Genomic DNA, 17,400 nt, shown 5'->3' on the forward strand with positions numbered 1-17,400 from the left:
AATAGTAATAAGCAATGTGGAAATGTTAACATCTGACTAGAAAAGCTTTGTTAAAGCCATTATCCACATAAGAAAAATGTGGATAACCTATGGGCAATTGTGTGCAAAAAGAGTCGAGTTATCCACATTCAAAGCTATTTTTTCATTAATCCACATTTTGAGCGGCTTTATAAACAGTTTATTCACTTTTTTAACGGCGTTTTCCACCACTTATCCGCAGGGTTTAACCACATTTGTGACTAACTATGTGGATAACTTTTTTTATTTTAATTAACAGAGTTGTATAGATTTGTGTAAAACTACTTTTTATTCGTAGGATTTTGCTTTAATCGAACAGTTAATTCCATAACATAGTTATAGATTTCCTGCTTTTCTTGCATCTCTCCGCTAATGCGCGTATAAGCATGCATAACAGTCGTGTGATCGCGGCCGCCAAAGACTTCGCCAATATCAACAAGACTCATACTTGTCATTTCTCTAGCTAAATACATTGCAATTTGACGTGCCAAAGCAACATTCTTAGTTCTAGATCTGCCAACAATCTCGTCAAAAGTCATATGGAAGTACTTAGCAACTTGACCAATAATATCTGTTGGACGAATTTCAATATCGGAAGCAAAGAAGTCTTGTAAAGCTTGTTCTGCCAAGGCTTTGCTCACAGGTTGATTACTTAAAGATGCAACGGCTGTAACTCTAGTTAAAGCACCTTCAAGCTCACGGATATTCTCTGTAAAACGCTCCGCAATAAGGTCTAGAACATCGCTAGGGACGTTAGAATTATTCATTAATGCCATCATTCTTAGAATGGCTATTCGGGTTTCTAAATCAGGCGGCTTAATATCAACAGTTAAGCCAGACTCAAATCTAGAAATAAGTCTTGATTCAAATCCTCTAAGATTTTTAGGAGCAACATCAGAAGCAATAACAATTCTTTTACTTGCTTGATAAAGAGCATTAAAAGTATGGAAGAATTGTTCCAGAGTTGCTTCTTTTCCTCCCAAAAACTGAATGTCATCGATTAAAAGAACATCAACTTCGCGGAAGCGCCTATTAAAATTAGCGATTTGACCCTGATTTTGACTTGTGTTTTGTAAAGCCTCAATAAATTCGTTAGTAAATTCCTCGCTTGTAATATAACGAACCTTAAGTGAAGAATCCTTAACAAGAGCATAATTGCCAATAGCATTAAGCAAATGTGTTTTACCTAAACCAGATCCGCCGTAAATACATAAAGGATTAAAGTCTTTTCCAGAGCCTTCTGCAACAGCTAAAGCAACTGTGCGCGCAAAACGATTAGAATCTCCAGGAACAAAAGTATCAAAAGTTGCGCAAGTATTTAAGTGAGTAACGGGATCCCTTTTTATTGAAGAAGGAATTTTTGCTTGCGGATTATTAATACCAGAATTAATACCAGAAACATCTAAACCAGTGTTTTGCATGGTATTTAAGCCGGTTGCGTAGTCAAAATCTTTTTGAATAGGAGTATTGCTAGATGAACCAACATTTTCAACGCTATTAGTGTTTACAAGATTGTTAGTATTTTCAACAGATTGTGCGCCAAAATTTGATTTTACGTTCTCTAAAGAGTTGCTTTTAGAAGAAGATAAGTCTGAATTAACGTTTGTATTTTCTTCTAAAGATGTTGAAAATACTCGGGAAGTCTCGTTTACATTTTGATTAAGATTGCTTAAATCGGAAGTGCTGTTAGTGGCATTGATGTTAGCGGCTGCACTGTTAGTTGAAGTATTGTTATTTTCTGATTGAGAAACAATCTTAAATGCTGGAAACATATCTTTTCCAGTACAAATTTTTAATGATGTAAGAAGAGCTGAACTAAGCTCATTTTGCAAAGCTTGCTGTGTTTCTATATTAGAGACGCAAAGAACAATAGTAGTTCCAAAAATCGATTCAGGTTTTACGCTTTCAAACCAGCTTTTATCGCGGTTGCTTAAAAGGGCATTATGACGCAATACTGCAAGGGTATTTGACCACACAATAGTGGCTTGCGCATTTGGATCGCTAAAAGAATCCGTCATGCTACACCCCCATAAACTTGCAGAAACATTTATTCGATTCTTTACGCTTAGACAAAACAGATATGCAAAACAGAGATACATATCCATTCGCGCGCGTAAAGAGTGCTAGTAGAATATGTTTACTCCGACCCTAAGAAGTTATCCACAGCCTCGCGTGTTGAAAATACTTAATTGTGAATAACATGTGTGTAATTTGTGGATAAGATAAAAGCTTTTAATCCACATTTTTCAAGACTTTTACAAGTTGTTTGATTTAGTGAAAATGGTACAGAAAATTTTACGGTGTTGAAAAATTTGACTTATTAAAGCGTACTTATAAACACGTTTAATCAAAAGTTTTTTGACTATTGGTGAGGGGTAATAGTAATTTAGTATAGCTTGACTCATACGGAGCCGTGCTTTTGCATGGCTAAATACAGGAGCGTTAGTTATGAAGAGGACATTCCAGCCTAACAACCGTCGTCGTCACATGAAGCACGGCTTCCGCGTTCGCATGCGTACGCGTGCTGGCCGCGCAGTGATTAATCGTCGTCGCGCCAAGGGCCGTAAGACACTATCTGCCTGAGATGGGGCGCGTCGTAAAGCATGGATAGGCTGAAAAGCCATCGCGATTTTGTTGCGGTGCTCAAAAAACGACGCAAGGTGTGTTCACGGGATATCGTCGCGCATTACAACATGCGTGGCGGTATAGCCGTGTTAAACGCGCTTAACGAAGGCGAAAAAACAAGTCTGAATCAGATTGCCACGGGTCGTGATGGTAATACACCCGCGGCATTTTGTGGTACCTTAAATCAGCCTCAACAAAATGAAGCTGACTTAAGGCTAGGGCTTGCTGTATCTAAAAGCGTAGGAAAAGCTGTTATTAGAAATAAAGTAAAAAGACGCTTTAGAGTAATAGCAAAACAGCATCAATCGTTACTTCCAAATGGTTGTGACGTAGTTCTAAGAGCTAAATCTACTGCTGCTAGTGCATCGTTTGAATCATTAAATGAGCAGGTTAAAAAGATTTTTGAGAAAATAACCAAAATTGTTCAAAATCAAAGCCAGCAAATAGCGCAAGAAGAACACCAAGAATGCCAACTAAATCAACCATCAGAATCGTTGAAAATCGGCGAAAACAACAATAAGTTGGTTTAAGGAATAGTGATACAGCTATGAATAGCAGAAAAAGTGTTGTAGCGAATTTGATTATAAAAGCGATTCGCTGGTATCAACGCGCGATTTCTGCTAATAGACCAGCTTGCTGCCGATACTACCCAACTTGCTCAAGATACGCTATTGAAGCAATTAGCCGCTATGGAGCGTTTAAGGGCGGTATCCTAGCTGCTTTGCGACTATTGCGCTGTAGACCATGGACCAGCTGCAGTATTGACGATGTACCACGCAAATATTCAATTTTTTATCGTTGCGCTTGGTCCAAAGCGCATGAAGAGCCACGGTTAACTCCCTTGGCTGATCAAGACAAGGAAAACTAATGTTTAATCAAGACCACTTTTTACTTGATAATGGAATTTGGGGATGGTTCTATAAAATCCTTACGCCAGTTGAGTGGCTTATGACTCAAGTAATGGCGCTTTTCCACAAGCTATTTGTTCTTATTGGAATGAATGAAATTGGATTCTCCTGGGTTCTTTCAATCGTCTTTCTTGTGCTTGTTGTGCACGCGTGCATATTCCCTGCCTTTATAAAAAGCATTAAAGGTATGCGCAATATGCAAGCGATCGCTCCTAAAATGAAGAAAATTCAGCAAAAGTATAAGGGTAAAAACGATTCTGCTAGCAAAGAAGCCATGCAGCGAGAAATGATGAAGCTGTATCAGGAGAATAACGCAAATCCTGCTGGAAGCTGCCTGCCAATGATGATTCAAGGCCCAGCATTTATGAGTATTTGGTATACGCTTTCTGTGATTCCGTTCATTGCTCGTGGAAAGCATGCTTCTTTGGGTGCTTTTGATGTTACTACAGCACAGCAATTCGTTAAAACGCATGTGTTTGGTGTTGGTGTTTCCGACACGTTTATGACGGTTCAAGCAGGCGGAAAAGTTGTTATTGTAATCTTTGTTATATTGATGTGTGCTGCAATGTGGTACATGCAATTTAACAATATTCGTAAGAATCTTCCGCCAGAATCGAAGCAGGGTTCCCAGTACACAATGCAAAAACTTATGATGTGGGGATTCCCATTAATCTATGTTTTCTCTGCATTTGCTCTTCCATTTGCAATGCTTGTTTATTGGCTTGTAAACAACATTATTAATATGCTTCGCTCTATTTGGCAGGTGTATGCCTTCCCAACCCCAGGATCTCCTGCAGCAGAGGAAAAAGAAAAGCGCGATTACAAAAAAGAATCCGAGCGCCGAAAGCGCGAAGGTTTGCCTTCTATTGAAGAAGAAAAGCTTCAACAGGCTCGAGAAGAAGCTAAGCGCAGAGAATCCGAAGGGTTCCAACGTAAGCAGCCTAATCGCAAGCGAAAAACAAGTAAATAATGTAAAAACAAGGTAAATGTGAATTTATTTATTAGATTTATTAAAATTATTAAAATAATTTATAAATTTGGATTTATCTTCAGTTAAACTGTACACAGAATTGTGATTCTTGACATTTATTGAAATTAAGGAGTATGTAAATGGCACAAGACGAGACCAGGAGCATTGACCAGCTCAATGAGGAAGCTGATATAGCTGCCGATTACTTAGAAGGACTTTTAGATATTGCTGATTACGAAGGTGATATTGAAATGGGAGTTCGCAACAATAGACCAATGATTCAAATTGTTGCAGACGACGATTCAGATATTAAGCATTTGATTGGTAGAGATGGAGAGGTTGTTGATGCTTTGCAACAATTGAGCCGTCTAGCTATTCAGCAAAAAACTGGTGAAAGATCGCACTTAATTGTAGACGTTGATGGGTTCCTTAAGCGTAAGCGTCAACATTTGCGAGATATTGCGTTGGATGCTGTTGATGAAGTTCGCGAAACTGGCGATTCTGTTGATTTGAAGCCAATGAATTCGTTTGAGCGTAAAGTTATTCACGATACAGTTAGAGAAGAAGGCTTAAGGTCTAGGTCTCATGGAGAAGAACCACACCGCTACGTTACTGTTTATATGCCTGCAAGCGCCATTGAAGACGATGATTTAGATGAAGATGTGGATGTAGACATGGATGATGTAGACGTAGAGTTGGACGAAGAATATACAGAGTAGCAATTAGCTTAAATAAAAAGTAACACAATAGAACAAAAATGTTTTATTGTGTTACTTTTTGTTTGAGGGGCTGATTTGCGGAAAAGATTTTAGATATGGAACAGGCTGACAATTTACAAAACAATGTAGATGAAAACAATGTAGATGAATTAGACAACTCCCCTTTGTTGAGTGAAGTTTTGGGCAATGCTCTTGATAAATGCAAGATGTTTCACGTGAAACTTAAGAAAGAGGGATTAGTTCGCGGCCTTGTTGGTCCTAGAGATATGAATATTCTTTGGGAAAGGCATATTCTAAATTCTGCTGCGGTTGTTCCATTTGTTAAAAAAGCAGTTGAAAAGTCAAGTAAGAAATCTATTGCAGACGTTGGAAGTGGCGGAGGTTTTCCAGGAATTGTTGTAGCTGCGTGTTTGCCTGATTGCAAAGTAACATTAATTGAGCCAATGGAAAGACGAGTTCTTTGGTTAAAAGAATGCGTAGAGGTTATGAGCCTAAAAAATGTTACAGTTTTTCATGGAAGATCAGACGAAGTTATTGCTAAAGTTAAGTCTCACGAAATTCCAGCCTTTGACGTAGTTACATGTAGAGCTGTTGCACCTATGACAAAATTGGCTGGATGGACCATTCCACTATTAGGCAAGAATGGCCAACTAATCGCGTTAAAAGGAAAGTCTGCACAAGCGGAGATTGATAAAGCTGAAAAGATGATTAAAAAAGTAAAAGGGTTAAATCCTAGAGTAGTTGATGCCCCTGTTGCTAAAGGCCTTCAATCAACAAGTGTTGTAATAATTGATAAAGGCTGATTTATAAAGGCTGATTTAAGTTTTGTGATTTAGTTCTGTACTTTTATGCGCAATTATTTTGTTGCGTTAACTTTCATTGAATGTTTCACGTGAAACTGAATAAAAATGTTATATGTTTCACGTGAAACTGTGTGTTTTTATAATATTTTTGTAGTATTTTCTGCAATTTTTATGGTGTTTTATGTCCATAGAAGAAAGGAAACTTGAAAATACTACGGTTAAATTGGTTAAGTTTGGTAATTTCCCATAGGTGGGCGGGTGGTGTGAATGGTGGAATCAGCAGAAGATACAATTAAACGTATTTTTGGGGATTCTGGATCTTCCTTGGGCAGTGAGTTGGCAGATATAACCAGTCGCTTTCACGCCATTGATGGCGTTGTGTTCCCTAAGCCGAAGACTACACGTTTTATTGCGGTTGCGAATCAAAAAGGCGGAGTTGGAAAAACCAGTTCCGCTGTGAATTTGTCGGCAGCAATGGCTGTTGGCGGCTCGAAAGTTTTATTAATTGATATGGATCCGCAAGGTAATGCTTCTACGGCAATGAATATACCACATTCTTCCGCAGATCCTTCTATTTATGATGTTATTGAAGGAAGAAAGACCATTGCTGATGTTAAACAAGAGTGCCCAGATATTGCAGGGCTAGATGTTGTTCCAGCTTCGATCGAGTTAAGTGGTGCTGAATTAGAAGTTGCTCAAATGGAAGATAGGAATAATCTTCTTAAGAATGCAATTGATGAGTTTTTAAGCTCTAGCAGCGAACATTACGATTACGTTTTTATTGATTGCCCACCTTCTCTTGGTCTTTTAGTAATTAATGCAATGTGTGCTGTGCACGAGATGCTAATTCCGATTCAAGCAGAATACTATGCGCTCGAAGGATTGGGTCAGTTGATTAGAACAATTGGTTTGGTTCAAAAGCACTATAATCCTGCGCTTGTTGTTTCTACAATGCTTGTAACAATGTTTGATAAGCGAACTCTTCTTGGTAGGGAAGTTTTTCAAGAAGTTAAAAATCATTATCCAAATATTGTTCTTAATACCACTATTCCGCGAACTGTTAAGATTCCAGAAGCGCCAAGTTTTAATCAAAGTGTTATAACCTACGATCCGCATGGAACAGGTGCTGTGTCTTATAGAGAAGCTGCATTTGAGATAGCTAATAAGTCTGATGTAATTTTGTCTGTTATTGATTCAAAAAGAGAGGGTAATTAGTGATGAGTGCAAGTAAATCGCGTTTGGGGAAAGGATTGGGAGCATTATTCCCTGCACTTCCTGGAGAAGATAGTTTAGATGAGTTTGCTAACAAAAAGATTGAAGATGTTTCACATGAAACATTAGAGAGTAATGACACTTCGAGCACTGTTTCACGTGAAACAGACAGTAAAATCGTAGATAAAAATACGCAAAAAAATGTTTCACGTGAAACCAAAATCTTCGCTAAGATATCTACTAAAGTACCAAGTGTAGATAACGCAATTTCCCCGCATTTAAGCCAAAAATTGGGGGAAAATACTTCCGTTTCACGTGAAACAGTGCCGTCAATCGCTAGCAAAAACAAGCATTCGGCAAAGCGAACTTCTATGCCGTCAATTGATGACGTTACAAGGCCAATTGACTTTTTCTTTGGTGATTCTGCTTCTAAGTCATTTGTTTCTTCAAAGCAAAAGAACGAAGATAATGATAAAAATAAAGTTGTAGAAAAAATATCGCAAGATAAACAAACAAGCCAAACGCAAGAGCTAAAGCCTATTGAAGGTGGGTATTTAGAGTATTTAGATCCAAGTGATATTATTCCTAATGCTCATCAGCCACGTACAATTTTTGATGAAGAAGAACTTCAAGAATTATCTGCTTCAATCAAAGAGGTTGGAGTTTTGCAGCCGATTGTTGTGCGAAAAATTAAGGATGTAAGTAAAGATGATTTACACAATGCTCATTATGAGTTAATAATGGGCGAGCGAAGGTGGAGAGCAACGCAATTAGCAGGTCTTAAAAAGATTCCAGCGATTGTTAGAACCACTTCGGATGAAAACATGCTTAGGGATGCGCTTTTGGAGAATTTGCACAGAGTTGCATTAAATCCGCTAGAAGAAGCTGCAGCTTATGCTCAAATGATTGATGATTTTGGACTTACGCAAATTCAGCTTTCTAAGTCCGTTTCTAAGTCTCGTCCGCAAATCGCAAACACCTTGCGACTTTTGAATTTGCCAGCCAGTGTGCAAAAGCATATTGCGTCGGGAGTGCTTTCTGCAGGTCACGCTCGTGCTCTTCTTGCATTAGCTTCTACAGAAGAAATGGAAGCTCTTGCAAAGCGCATTATTGCAGAAGGTTTATCGGTTCGCAGTACGGAAGAAATTGTTTCGATTAAAGTAGACAATGGAGACGATTCTTCTAGAAGAACTAGAGTTAAAAGAAACAACAAGTGGGTGTCTTCTCCAATTAGAAAGCAGCTTGAAGATAGATTCTCCACAAAAGTGGCCATTAAGGGAAGTGAAAATCACGGAAGAATCGAAATAGTATTTTCTTCTCCAGAAGAACTGCATCGAATAGTCAATATTTTAGTAGATAAAAAAGATTAATAATAAACCCCCAATAAGCTGTTAATACAACTATTGGGGGTTATTGTTTCACGTGGAACAAAAAATTATTGTTCGTTCAAATCAGTTAAATCGTTCAAATAGGCTTGTGCATCAAGGGCCGCGCGGCAGCCCATGCCAGCAGCAGATATTGCTTGCCTATATACGCTATCTACAACATCGCCAGCAGCAAAAACGCCAGGAACTGAAGTTTTAGTAGATGCTCCTTGCACAGCAATAGTACCGTCTTCATTAAGATCTAAAGCACCATCTAAGAAACTTGTAGATGGGGAGTGTCCAATAGCAACAAAAATGCCGCTTGCCTCAATATTTTGAGTCTCGCCGGTTTTAACATTCTTAACAGTTACAGATTGTGCATCTCCATCCACGCCGTTTACAGAGCAAACAACAGAATCTAAAACAAAATTGATTTTGCTGTTTTTGCGCGCGCGGTCAACCATAATCTTAGATGCGCGGAATGAATCACGCCTATGAATAAGCGTTACGCAAGAGCCAAAACGAGTTAAGAAAAGCGCTTCTTCGAAAGCAGAATCACCGCCGCCTACAACAACAATAGGCTTTTCCCTAAAGAAGAATCCGTCACAAGTTGCACAATAAGAAACACCGCGGCCCGAGTACTCCTGCTCTCCTGGAACACCTAATTTGCGCACTTGTGAGCCCGTAGAAACGATTACAGCCTTAGATGTATAAGTTACACCATCATCTGTTGTAACCGCTTTTAAATCGCCATTAAAATCTACAGAAATAACATCGTTAAGCAAGATTTGTGCTCCGAATTTTTCTGCCTGTTTTTGCATTGCTTCCATTAGGTCTGGGCCTAAAATGCCGTCTGCAAATCCTGGATAATTTTCCACTTCGGTAGTGTTCATAAGCTGCCCGCCAGGTGTTAGCGCTCCAGCAATAACTAGAGGGCTGTAGCCGGCGCGCGCTAAATACAAAGCAGAAGTGTACCCAGCAGGACCAGAGCCAATAATAATTACGTTTTTTTGTACAGTTTTCATAAAATATTCCTAATATTTCTAACAGTTTTAATATTTTTTAGTAAATTCTAACGTAGTTTATGTATAGCCCATTCATTGGTATAGACCCTTGTGGAACCCACAAGATAAAGTCTTGCGCTGTTATAGGCTTTTTGAACTTTACATCTGTTACTCCGCTAGCGTCAAAAGTAAAGTCTGCAACTTTTTCTCCAGCGCTAGGATCGTTCTTGGAATTTGCAATCAAATACCCATGTCCGCCCGAAGAGCGAATCGAAACAACAAATCTGTATGCTTCTTGAGGCTGAGTTAAGTGCATGTAGTAGCCGTAGCCGCGCTGATTGCCCGTATCTTCCAAGAATTGCTGAATATCTATAGGGTAAGGCGTGTTGTTAGTAGGCATTTTAGGCGGTGGTACTTGCTTTACTTTCTTGCGTTTATTTTGTTTCTTATGCTTGTTTTTAAAGATTTTATTATCCTTATTGCTCTTATTCTTTTCGCCAGCCTTCTTTTCGCCAGCCTTACTCGTATTGTTCTTATTTGGTTGCTTTTCTTTAGATGAATCGCTTTTATCTTCCGAAAGAACACCTTGACTTCCAAAAGGCACATTTTCAACACTTTGCGAATCCCAAGAATTAGATTTTGCAAAGTTTGATGGCGCTTCGTGAGAGTTAAAAAGACTATGCAAAGATATTGCAAAAACAACAACTACCAGCAATGCAACAATGCCAATAGCTAAGACTTTTGTAGAAAGTCCTCCAAAAATCTTTGCATCTGCAATGTCTACATTGTTTTGACCAGAAGATTTCTTTGCTTTTAAGTCGTCTTGATGCTCGTGAGGCTGGAAGCTAGGAGGCATGGATGAGTGAGACAATAATCCAGTATTTTGGCTGCTATAATCGCCATATTCCTCGTTTTCTAGCTCCTCTTCTCGCAACGCTCTAGCGGATTCTTCGCCAGGAGCAACAAAACGCCCATTGCTGTCTACAACAGGCACTCTTCCTGTTGATTCGGCTTCTAATGGCAAGATTTGCGGCTTAGAAAGCAACTCCGTGTGCCTTGTGTTACTGCTTAGAAGGTCTTCAAAGTCGAATCTTCTAGGCATTAGTGGCGAAGATAAGTCATCTTTTTGTGAATAATCGTTTCCAGAAGTTAGCGAGTCTAAAGCGTTTAACGCGCTTTTATTGCCATTTTCTTTTGCGTACGAGTCGTTTGTAGAATCATTGCCAATGTTTGTATTCTTGCTATTCTCGTTATTTTTATTATTTTTATTTTCGCCAACCTTATTCTCTTCGCTTGCTTGCGATTTATCGGTTGAATAGCCAGGGAAACTTGTGTATGTTGAAGACAAATTGTGGAAAATTGAATCATCGGCGTCTAGCTCAGTTGGAGCTAAAATATTCGCCATTTCTGCTGCAGCAATATCGTGGAAGTCGTAGTCTGTTCCAGTTGAATCGGACTCTGGTAAAGAATCAAGTTTTTTCTCAGAATTATCACCATTTCTTTTTAGCAAAGCGCTCAATGCACCAATGGTTTTGCTTGCATTTTTAAGACCAGTATTTTTAGCGTTTTTGCCAAACTTGTTAGGCTTTTCGTCTTCATTTTTTATTGATAAATCACTTGAATCTAAAATACCAATAGATTCTTGACTTGATAATTGGTTTTCAAGCAAATCTTCGTTCTTAGATAATCCTTCTGGAAAATCAACAAGATCTTCGTCTTTGCAAGGTAAAAGTAGTGCTTTTTGAATAGAAGATTCGCTTGCATCGTTGTTAAGAATAATATCTTTTTCGCTAAGCTTTTTAACAGGAGTATATGTGCCTAAGAGTGCCAGAAGCTCCCCAATAGATGCCATTGGAATAATGCTTGAATCCTTAGCAGAAGAAAGGCCTCTTTTGCAAATCATAACAAATTCGCCAGGAACGCCGTCTGCAAGTCTAGAAACGTTAAAAACTGTGTTATTTTGCTTGTATCCTGTACGAGTAAGAAGAGCATATAAAAGTGCGGAAAGCTGATGTGTTGCAATGTTTTCTATACTTTGTGGCAAGTCTTTAGACTGTTCTTCGTTTTTGTTTTGATTGTCGCTCTTGTCTTGCGAATCCTGTGCGTCTTGCTTATTTTTAGTATTCGGCTTATCTTGTTTGTCTTGCGAATCTTGCTTTGAATATTCAACAGTAACGTCTTTTAGTAGAGGGCTTATTGGCGCGCAAGCTAGCTCTACTCCATTATTTGTGATTCTTACTGTGTTTGTTGAAATAGCATAATGAGTTATTCCAGATGCAAGAAGTTTGCTAAGTGCATTTGCTGCTTCGGCAACAATAGAGCGTATAGCTTCGTAGCTAAGTGTAGAGCTATGTGATTTTATGTAGTCGTCTACAGTTATTCCAGAATCCAACTCAGTTATAATAATTGCAACGTCATCTATGTTGTGAATTTTTAGAACTGGCGTAAATTTGCGGATTCTAGATAGTGCAAGAGTAGAAGATATTGTGTTTACTTCGGGAAGGAATCTACGGTCGCGCACAATAAAGAGCTGGCAATCTCTAGCAAGTATGCGGTCGCTAGCTTTCCATACTTGAACGCCTGCTTCTTCTCGCAAAGGTGATATTAGAGCATAGCGATTAAGTATAATATCTCCCAACTGAGGTTTCATCTACTCCCCGGCTTCCTACATGAGTAATGAATATGCGTAAATAATAAATCCCATCAATTATTGTAATTGAAGAATTTAGTAAAACGCTCCTTATTTTGCAATTATTGTTGTTTATTTATTTTGATTTAATTATTGCTCACTGTGTTGATTTATGATTATCAACTTGTATTGTGACGATTATTGTTGACTATTGTGGCCTTTTATTGCACATTATGCACTGTTTTTGCCTATTTTTGAACGAACAATGCGAGACGAATTATTTTTGTTGCCATTTTTGCCGCTGCTTTCGCTGCTGTTTTTGGCATTACTTTTTACATTACTTTTAACAGCATTTGCGCGCTCAAGATTTAGCAAGAACGACCATTTTACGCCGATTTTTTTAAGAATTGGATTAATAATAATCGCCAATTCGCTTGTTCTTAAAAGCAAAAGAGTAGATACGTAAACGATTACAAGAATAATAGTTATAATTGCGCAAACAAAAATCGCAAGCAACCATCGATTAACACCACGAAGCTTTGGTGAATCTAAAGAAATCCACTTGTAAATAAATTCTCTAGTCAAAATTCCAACAACAATAGAAACAATCGAAGCCGCAATCACCTTTATGTGAGTAACAATAAGCTGCTTATCGTCTAAATTATTGTTAAAACGAGACCTAATCATTTTAACAAGCGCAGGGAAAGTAAGAATGTAGCTAAATGATGCAGCTGCTGCTAAAGCGCTAACCCAGTAGTTTGGTGGAAGGAACTTTATGCAAGAAAACACAATAACAAGCTCTACGCAAAGTTGCGCTGCACAAAACATAAATGGATGCTTTCCGTCTTCAAAAGCGTAGAATGTGCGTTGAATAATCAAATAGGCGCTAGATAGTGGCAAGCCAATCGAAAGCATCATAAGCGGATCCGCCATTAAGTATGCTTCTTTTATGCTAATTGAAGGCAAAAGAGCCAAAGAGATAGGCATTGGAATAACAATAAAAGCAACGCTAAAGAAGCACATTAAAATGCTAACGCTTCTAATGCAGGAGCTTAAATCTGCGCGAACTGTAGATAAATCGTGTTGTGCAATCGACTTGGAGATCTTTGGAAAAACAGCGGTTGCAACCGATACAGCTATAAGCGAATATGGCAGAATAAACATTGTGTATGCGTTTTGAAAAGTGGCGTTTCCTGCAACATCAAATTGGCTTAATCCCAATGTTTCTTCGGCTATAGAAGGTGCGCTTGTTGTTATGTGAGTTGTAGCCATTGTAGAAAGCTGACTAACAGCCACTATTGCAAAACTCCAAGCTGCAACAGGTCCCATAGAGCGCAAGCCAATGCCACTAATGCCAAAACTTGGCTTATACTTTAATCCGATTTTTTTAAGAGGAATAAACAAAACAAGTGCTTGAGCTGCAACGCCTAAAGTCCAAAAGCCTGCAGTTAAAAGCATTGTAGTGTTGTTCCAAAAATGCGCAGGCTGTCTACTTGCCTTTCCAAAAATCGCAATAAACACGCCAAATCCCGTGCAACTAACAATGTTTGCAGCAACCGAGCTCCAAGCATACATTGCAAATTTGCCTTTAGCAGCCAGAACTTGGCCGAGTACGGTATAAAGGCCGTAGAAGAATATTTGAGGCATACACCATAGCGTAAAAGCGTTTGTAAGTGCAATCATTGCTGGGTTTGATCCAACGTAAAGCCATGTTAAAACAGGTGTGGCAATCGCCATTAAAGCGGTTACGCCTAAAAGCAGAATAATAGCAAATGTTATTAGCTTATTTAGCCTATTTTTTGCATCTTGTTTTTCTAGAGTCTTAACGATTTGTGGAACAAGAACAGCATTGAAAATTCCGCCAGAAACAAGCGTATAAATAAGCTGAGGAATCATAGACCCAGCCTGGTAAGCGTTTGCTGCCAAACCAGTTGTGCCAAGGGCTGCGGCGAGCAAAATTGTTCTAATCTGGCCAGTGATTCTAGAAGCGGCTGTGCCGCTTGCCATTATAATCGAGTTGCGGCCTACTGAATTCATTCGTCTGGATCCTTTTTACGATTAAACTGCCTGAAAAGCCCAAAAGCTCCAAGTGCAAAAGCAAATATTATAATAATCGTACCGCTTTTATCGCTGATTTGCAGCGTGCTTGTGATTGCCGTCTCTTTAGTGCTACTAAAAACGTTGTGGTTTCTATCTTCTAGAGCAAAAGTGGCTTTAACTTTGCTAGATGTTGTAGATCTAAGTGGCAAAATCACCTGGGATTCGCTATTTGCTGCGATTTTAACTGGTGTTTTTCTTCTAGTTACTATTTCCATAGAATTGGTATACGCAGTTAAATATACGCTAATCGGGTATGGGTTTGTGTTGCTGATTGTAATCGGCATGGTTGCTGTTTCGCTTACAAGAGTAACGTCTTTTGGAGGAATAATATTTATTCCAGAAATGAGCATTTTAGCCAAATCGTGAGTGCCGTTTTTGGTTTGTGTCTGCGATTCGCTAGCGCTACTGTTTGATTTGCTAGCACTATTTAACGTATTATCTAGCTCTCTTTGAGCCATTGCGTCAAAAAGTTTAATAAGATTTTCACTCCAGATTTTGCTATTTTGATTAATTTTTAGCTTTGCGTTTTGCTTTGCAAGAGATTGAGCATCTGATTCGCTGGTTTTATGGTTATTAAGCTCATTTTGATCAAGAATGCTGTTTATAAATTGGTTTACTAGCATTCTATCGGAAGCTAGTTGGCTAATCTTAGCTTTGCTTGCGATTAATGATTTTCCTTCGATTGCACTCGCCTTAGGAACTGGGCTATATCCAAGGTGCTCTTTAGTAATCGCTTTTGAGTGTGTTAAAGAATTTATATCTAGAAGACTAATCCAAGGCGATTTTTCTAGAATGCTTACAACTGATTCAATTAAAGGTATAGAAGAATCTGGGCTAAACGTTAGTAGCAAATGCCTAGGCATATAAGGCTGTTCCATCTGGTAGAAGGCGCTTTGTGCTGCAAGTCTGTTTAGAAGTCCTGCGCTAGTAGTTTCTGCTGCCGATTGAGCGCTTGTAAAATGTCCATTTATTAATTCGTTAAGCGTTTCTTGGCAAGAAAGCACTTTTACGCTTCCCGAAGATGTTTGAACCTCGTAAACACCATTTTTTGCGGCAAAACGGTTTGCTAGAGGGTCGAATCCGCTAGTGGCCACTACTGTTTTGTATCCGTTTGCGGCAGCCTTCTCTAGTGCGCGTAGAGTCCATTTTTCGCCTGTTTGAAAAGCGTAGGAATCAAGATTTAGTGGCTTTGTTGTTGAATTTTCTAATACAGATGATTTTTTGCTCCAAGAATCTGAGTCAATTCCAGCTAGTTTATAAGAAACATGATTTTCAGATTCCGCATACCTGCTTATGTTAAAACCGTTATTTTGCATAAATACGGAAGGCGTAAATGTTGGTTCACTAAATTTAAGAGTGTTTGGGTCTGCTATTGTTTGCAACTTTGGATGCTTTTGAACAAGATTTATCAAAGAAGTAATGCGCTTAATGCTGCTTTTACTAAGTCTGATTTTTCTGTTAGTTGTGGAGCCTGTTGTAGAGCCTGTTGTAGAGCCTGTTGTAGAGCCTGACAAATCTTCTTGCGATTCACTAATGGCGTTAATAGAAGGAGAAATATTGTGCTTGCTAATGTTAAAACGCCAATCGGAAGATTTTGCGATTATTGGCATTAGTAAAGTCACATTAATTGGTGGAGTCTGAACGTTTTTAATGCCAATATTTGCTCGAGTTACAAACGATTTAACAGAATAATAATGCTTAAAATCTAAAGAAGAATACGTTATTGAAACAGGTTTTGGACCCCAATAAATAATGTTTGAAAGATTTTGACTGTTTGCATCAACGTCGATTTGCGCGCTATAGGATTTTCCGCTTTCAAGCGCTGGAACACTAACTTCGCCTATTAGTTGAGGCGTTGGAATCCTAGACTCGGCTTGGCTCCATTTTTGCAAGTCGGTTCTAGACATAAAAGTGTACCAAGGGTTAAAAGTGACTTGAATTTTGCCTTCTGGAAAATCTTTAGAACTGTTGTTTTTAAGCAGAAGACTAATGTGGTATCCGCTTTTATCTGTAAGAATCGAAGTTGACTTTACGATTTTTAGCGAGATTCCTTTGGATTTTGTGTTATACAAAGAGTAGGAGCTTAGGGAAGACTGATTAGCATACGCGATTTTTGGTGCGAAGAAAAATGGGAAAATCGCAAGCAAGAGTGCCATTAGAACTGTGGTTACGCAAAGTCTTAAAAACGCGTTTTTTTGCGACTTACGCAACTGGTTTTTTGAAAAATCAATCACATTAATCACGTTAGTAACGTTAATCACGGTTTTGCCGCCTATTCGCCTTTTTAGCATACATCCATGCTATTTTTCGTTCGTTTGGGTAGCTCAAAATGTCGTTAAGGTTCTTAAAATCAACCCAAATCGCGTCTTCTGCTTCGTGATCTGGGTCTCCAAGAACAGATAATTCGCCGCTAACATACTTAAGCGCAAAGTGGTGAACAAGTTTATGCACACGCTGGCTTGTTCCAGTAAACCAGTAGTCGATAGTTGCAATTGAATCAACAACTTCGCCAAGAATACCCGTTTCTTCGCGAATCTCTCTAACTGCTGTTTGTTGCGGTGTTTCGCCTTTTTCAATATGGCCTTTTGGCAAGCACCATTCCATGTGTCCACTTCGCGAATGTCGTGCTATAACCGCGACACGCCCAAGAGAGTCAAAAACTAATCCTCCAGCGGAATATTCTCGAACAATAGGCAAATCCTGTGCGTCTAGAGAAGCAAAAGTTTTAGGGCCGTCATTAACTCTTCTTTGAGGCATTAATGCAGGAGAAGGAGCATTAATAGAAGATATTTGCTGCCTGGATTCCGTTATATTAACATGAATGTTTTCAACAGTGTAGCTGCCTGAAAAGCCCGAAATATCAACAAAAATCGACTCCTCTTCTTCGGCTTGTTGCGGTTGAATTTTGCTTTTCATTCTAGCAACATCAAGAGGAGTGACTCGGATGCTTGGAGTGTTTTGGGTATGATTATCCGAGGCTCTGGCGAGCATGCGTCTTAAGTCTTTCGGAGTAACCATACACTCCACCTTACTCAATCCGCTGTGCAT

Annotated in this window: 14 protein-coding genes; 8 read left to right on the plus strand and 6 right to left on the minus strand. The window is 38.9% G+C overall.

What is annotated here, in order from left to right; genetic code table 11:
* Positions 1–299 precede the first annotated feature (299 nt).
* Positions 300–2,123 carry a chromosomal replication initiator protein DnaA gene (gene dnaA / locus NYP65_RS04320; protein ID WP_415684588.1) on the minus strand — a complete coding sequence of 608 codons (1,824 nt, stop codon included), beginning with the start codon at positions 2,121–2,123 and terminating at the stop codon, positions 300–302.
* 343 nt (positions 2,124–2,466) lie between these two features.
* Here dnaA and rpmH point away from each other — a divergent pair, with 343 nt between their 5' ends.
* The 8 genes from rpmH (at position 2,467) to NYP65_RS04360 (ending at position 8,625) form a co-directional block, all read left to right on the plus strand.
* Complete coding sequence (gene rpmH, locus NYP65_RS04325) at positions 2,467–2,601, plus strand: 50S ribosomal protein L34 (RefSeq protein WP_004114029.1); 135 nt, start codon at positions 2,467–2,469, stop codon at positions 2,599–2,601.
* A 20-nt stretch (positions 2,602–2,621) separates the two neighbouring features.
* Positions 2,622–3,173, plus strand: a complete 552-nt coding sequence (gene rnpA, locus NYP65_RS04330; RefSeq protein ID WP_004131172.1) for a ribonuclease P protein component — start codon at positions 2,622–2,624, stop codon at positions 3,171–3,173.
* Positions 3,174–3,190: 17 nt separating this feature from the next.
* Positions 3,191–3,511 carry a membrane protein insertion efficiency factor YidD gene (gene yidD / locus NYP65_RS04335; protein ID WP_004131171.1) on the plus strand — a complete coding sequence of 107 codons (321 nt, stop codon included), beginning with the start codon at positions 3,191–3,193 and terminating at the stop codon, positions 3,509–3,511.
* A complete protein-coding gene (gene yidC / locus NYP65_RS04340) occupies positions 3,511–4,521 on the plus strand; it encodes a membrane protein insertase YidC (RefSeq protein WP_473410667.1) in 1,011 nt (336 codons plus the stop codon). The genes yidD and yidC overlap by 1 nt, the downstream gene beginning before the upstream one ends.
* Before the next feature lie 140 nt (positions 4,522–4,661).
* Positions 4,662–5,240, plus strand: coding sequence for a Jag family protein (locus tag NYP65_RS04345; RefSeq protein WP_004131169.1), 579 nt, complete (start codon positions 4,662–4,664; stop codon positions 5,238–5,240).
* 95 nt (positions 5,241–5,335) lie between these two features.
* Positions 5,336–6,043, plus strand: a complete 708-nt coding sequence (rsmG, locus tag NYP65_RS04350) for a 16S rRNA (guanine(527)-N(7))-methyltransferase RsmG (protein ID WP_004131168.1) — start codon at positions 5,336–5,338, stop codon at positions 6,041–6,043.
* 267 nt (positions 6,044–6,310) lie between these two features.
* Entirely contained in the window at positions 6,311–7,258 is a 948-nt protein-coding gene (locus NYP65_RS04355) for a ParA family protein (protein ID WP_004131167.1), read from the plus strand.
* A gap of 2 nt (positions 7,259–7,260) precedes the next feature.
* Complete coding sequence (locus NYP65_RS04360; RefSeq protein WP_101889480.1) at positions 7,261–8,625, plus strand: ParB/RepB/Spo0J family partition protein; 1,365 nt, start codon at positions 7,261–7,263, stop codon at positions 8,623–8,625.
* A gap of 65 nt (positions 8,626–8,690) precedes the next feature.
* Here the strand turns inward: NYP65_RS04360 and trxB are convergent, their stop codons facing one another.
* The 5 genes from trxB to NYP65_RS04385 form a co-directional block, all read right to left on the minus strand.
* A complete protein-coding gene (trxB, locus tag NYP65_RS04365) occupies positions 8,691–9,644 on the minus strand; it encodes a thioredoxin-disulfide reductase (protein ID WP_115761435.1) in 954 nt (317 codons plus the stop codon).
* A 37-nt stretch (positions 9,645–9,681) separates the two neighbouring features.
* Positions 9,682–12,273, minus strand: coding sequence for a protein kinase family protein (locus NYP65_RS04370; RefSeq protein WP_473410668.1), 2,592 nt, complete (start codon positions 12,271–12,273; stop codon positions 9,682–9,684).
* 210 nt (positions 12,274–12,483) lie between these two features.
* A complete protein-coding gene (murJ, locus tag NYP65_RS04375) occupies positions 12,484–14,289 on the minus strand; it encodes a murein biosynthesis integral membrane protein MurJ (RefSeq protein ID WP_004131159.1) in 1,806 nt (601 codons plus the stop codon).
* Entirely contained in the window at positions 14,286–16,643 is a 2,358-nt protein-coding gene (locus NYP65_RS04380) for a DUF6049 family protein (RefSeq protein ID WP_473410669.1), read from the minus strand. The genes murJ and NYP65_RS04380 overlap by 4 nt, the downstream gene beginning before the upstream one ends.
* Positions 16,606–17,370: an NUDIX hydrolase gene (locus tag NYP65_RS04385; protein WP_032815375.1), complete on the minus strand. Its 765-nt coding sequence runs from the start codon at positions 17,368–17,370 to the stop codon at positions 16,606–16,608. Before NYP65_RS04385 ends, NYP65_RS04380 begins: the two co-directional genes overlap by 38 nt.
* Between the last annotated feature and the right edge of the window lie 30 nt (positions 17,371–17,400).

The organism is Gardnerella sp. c12Ub_1 (assembly GCF_055804375.1).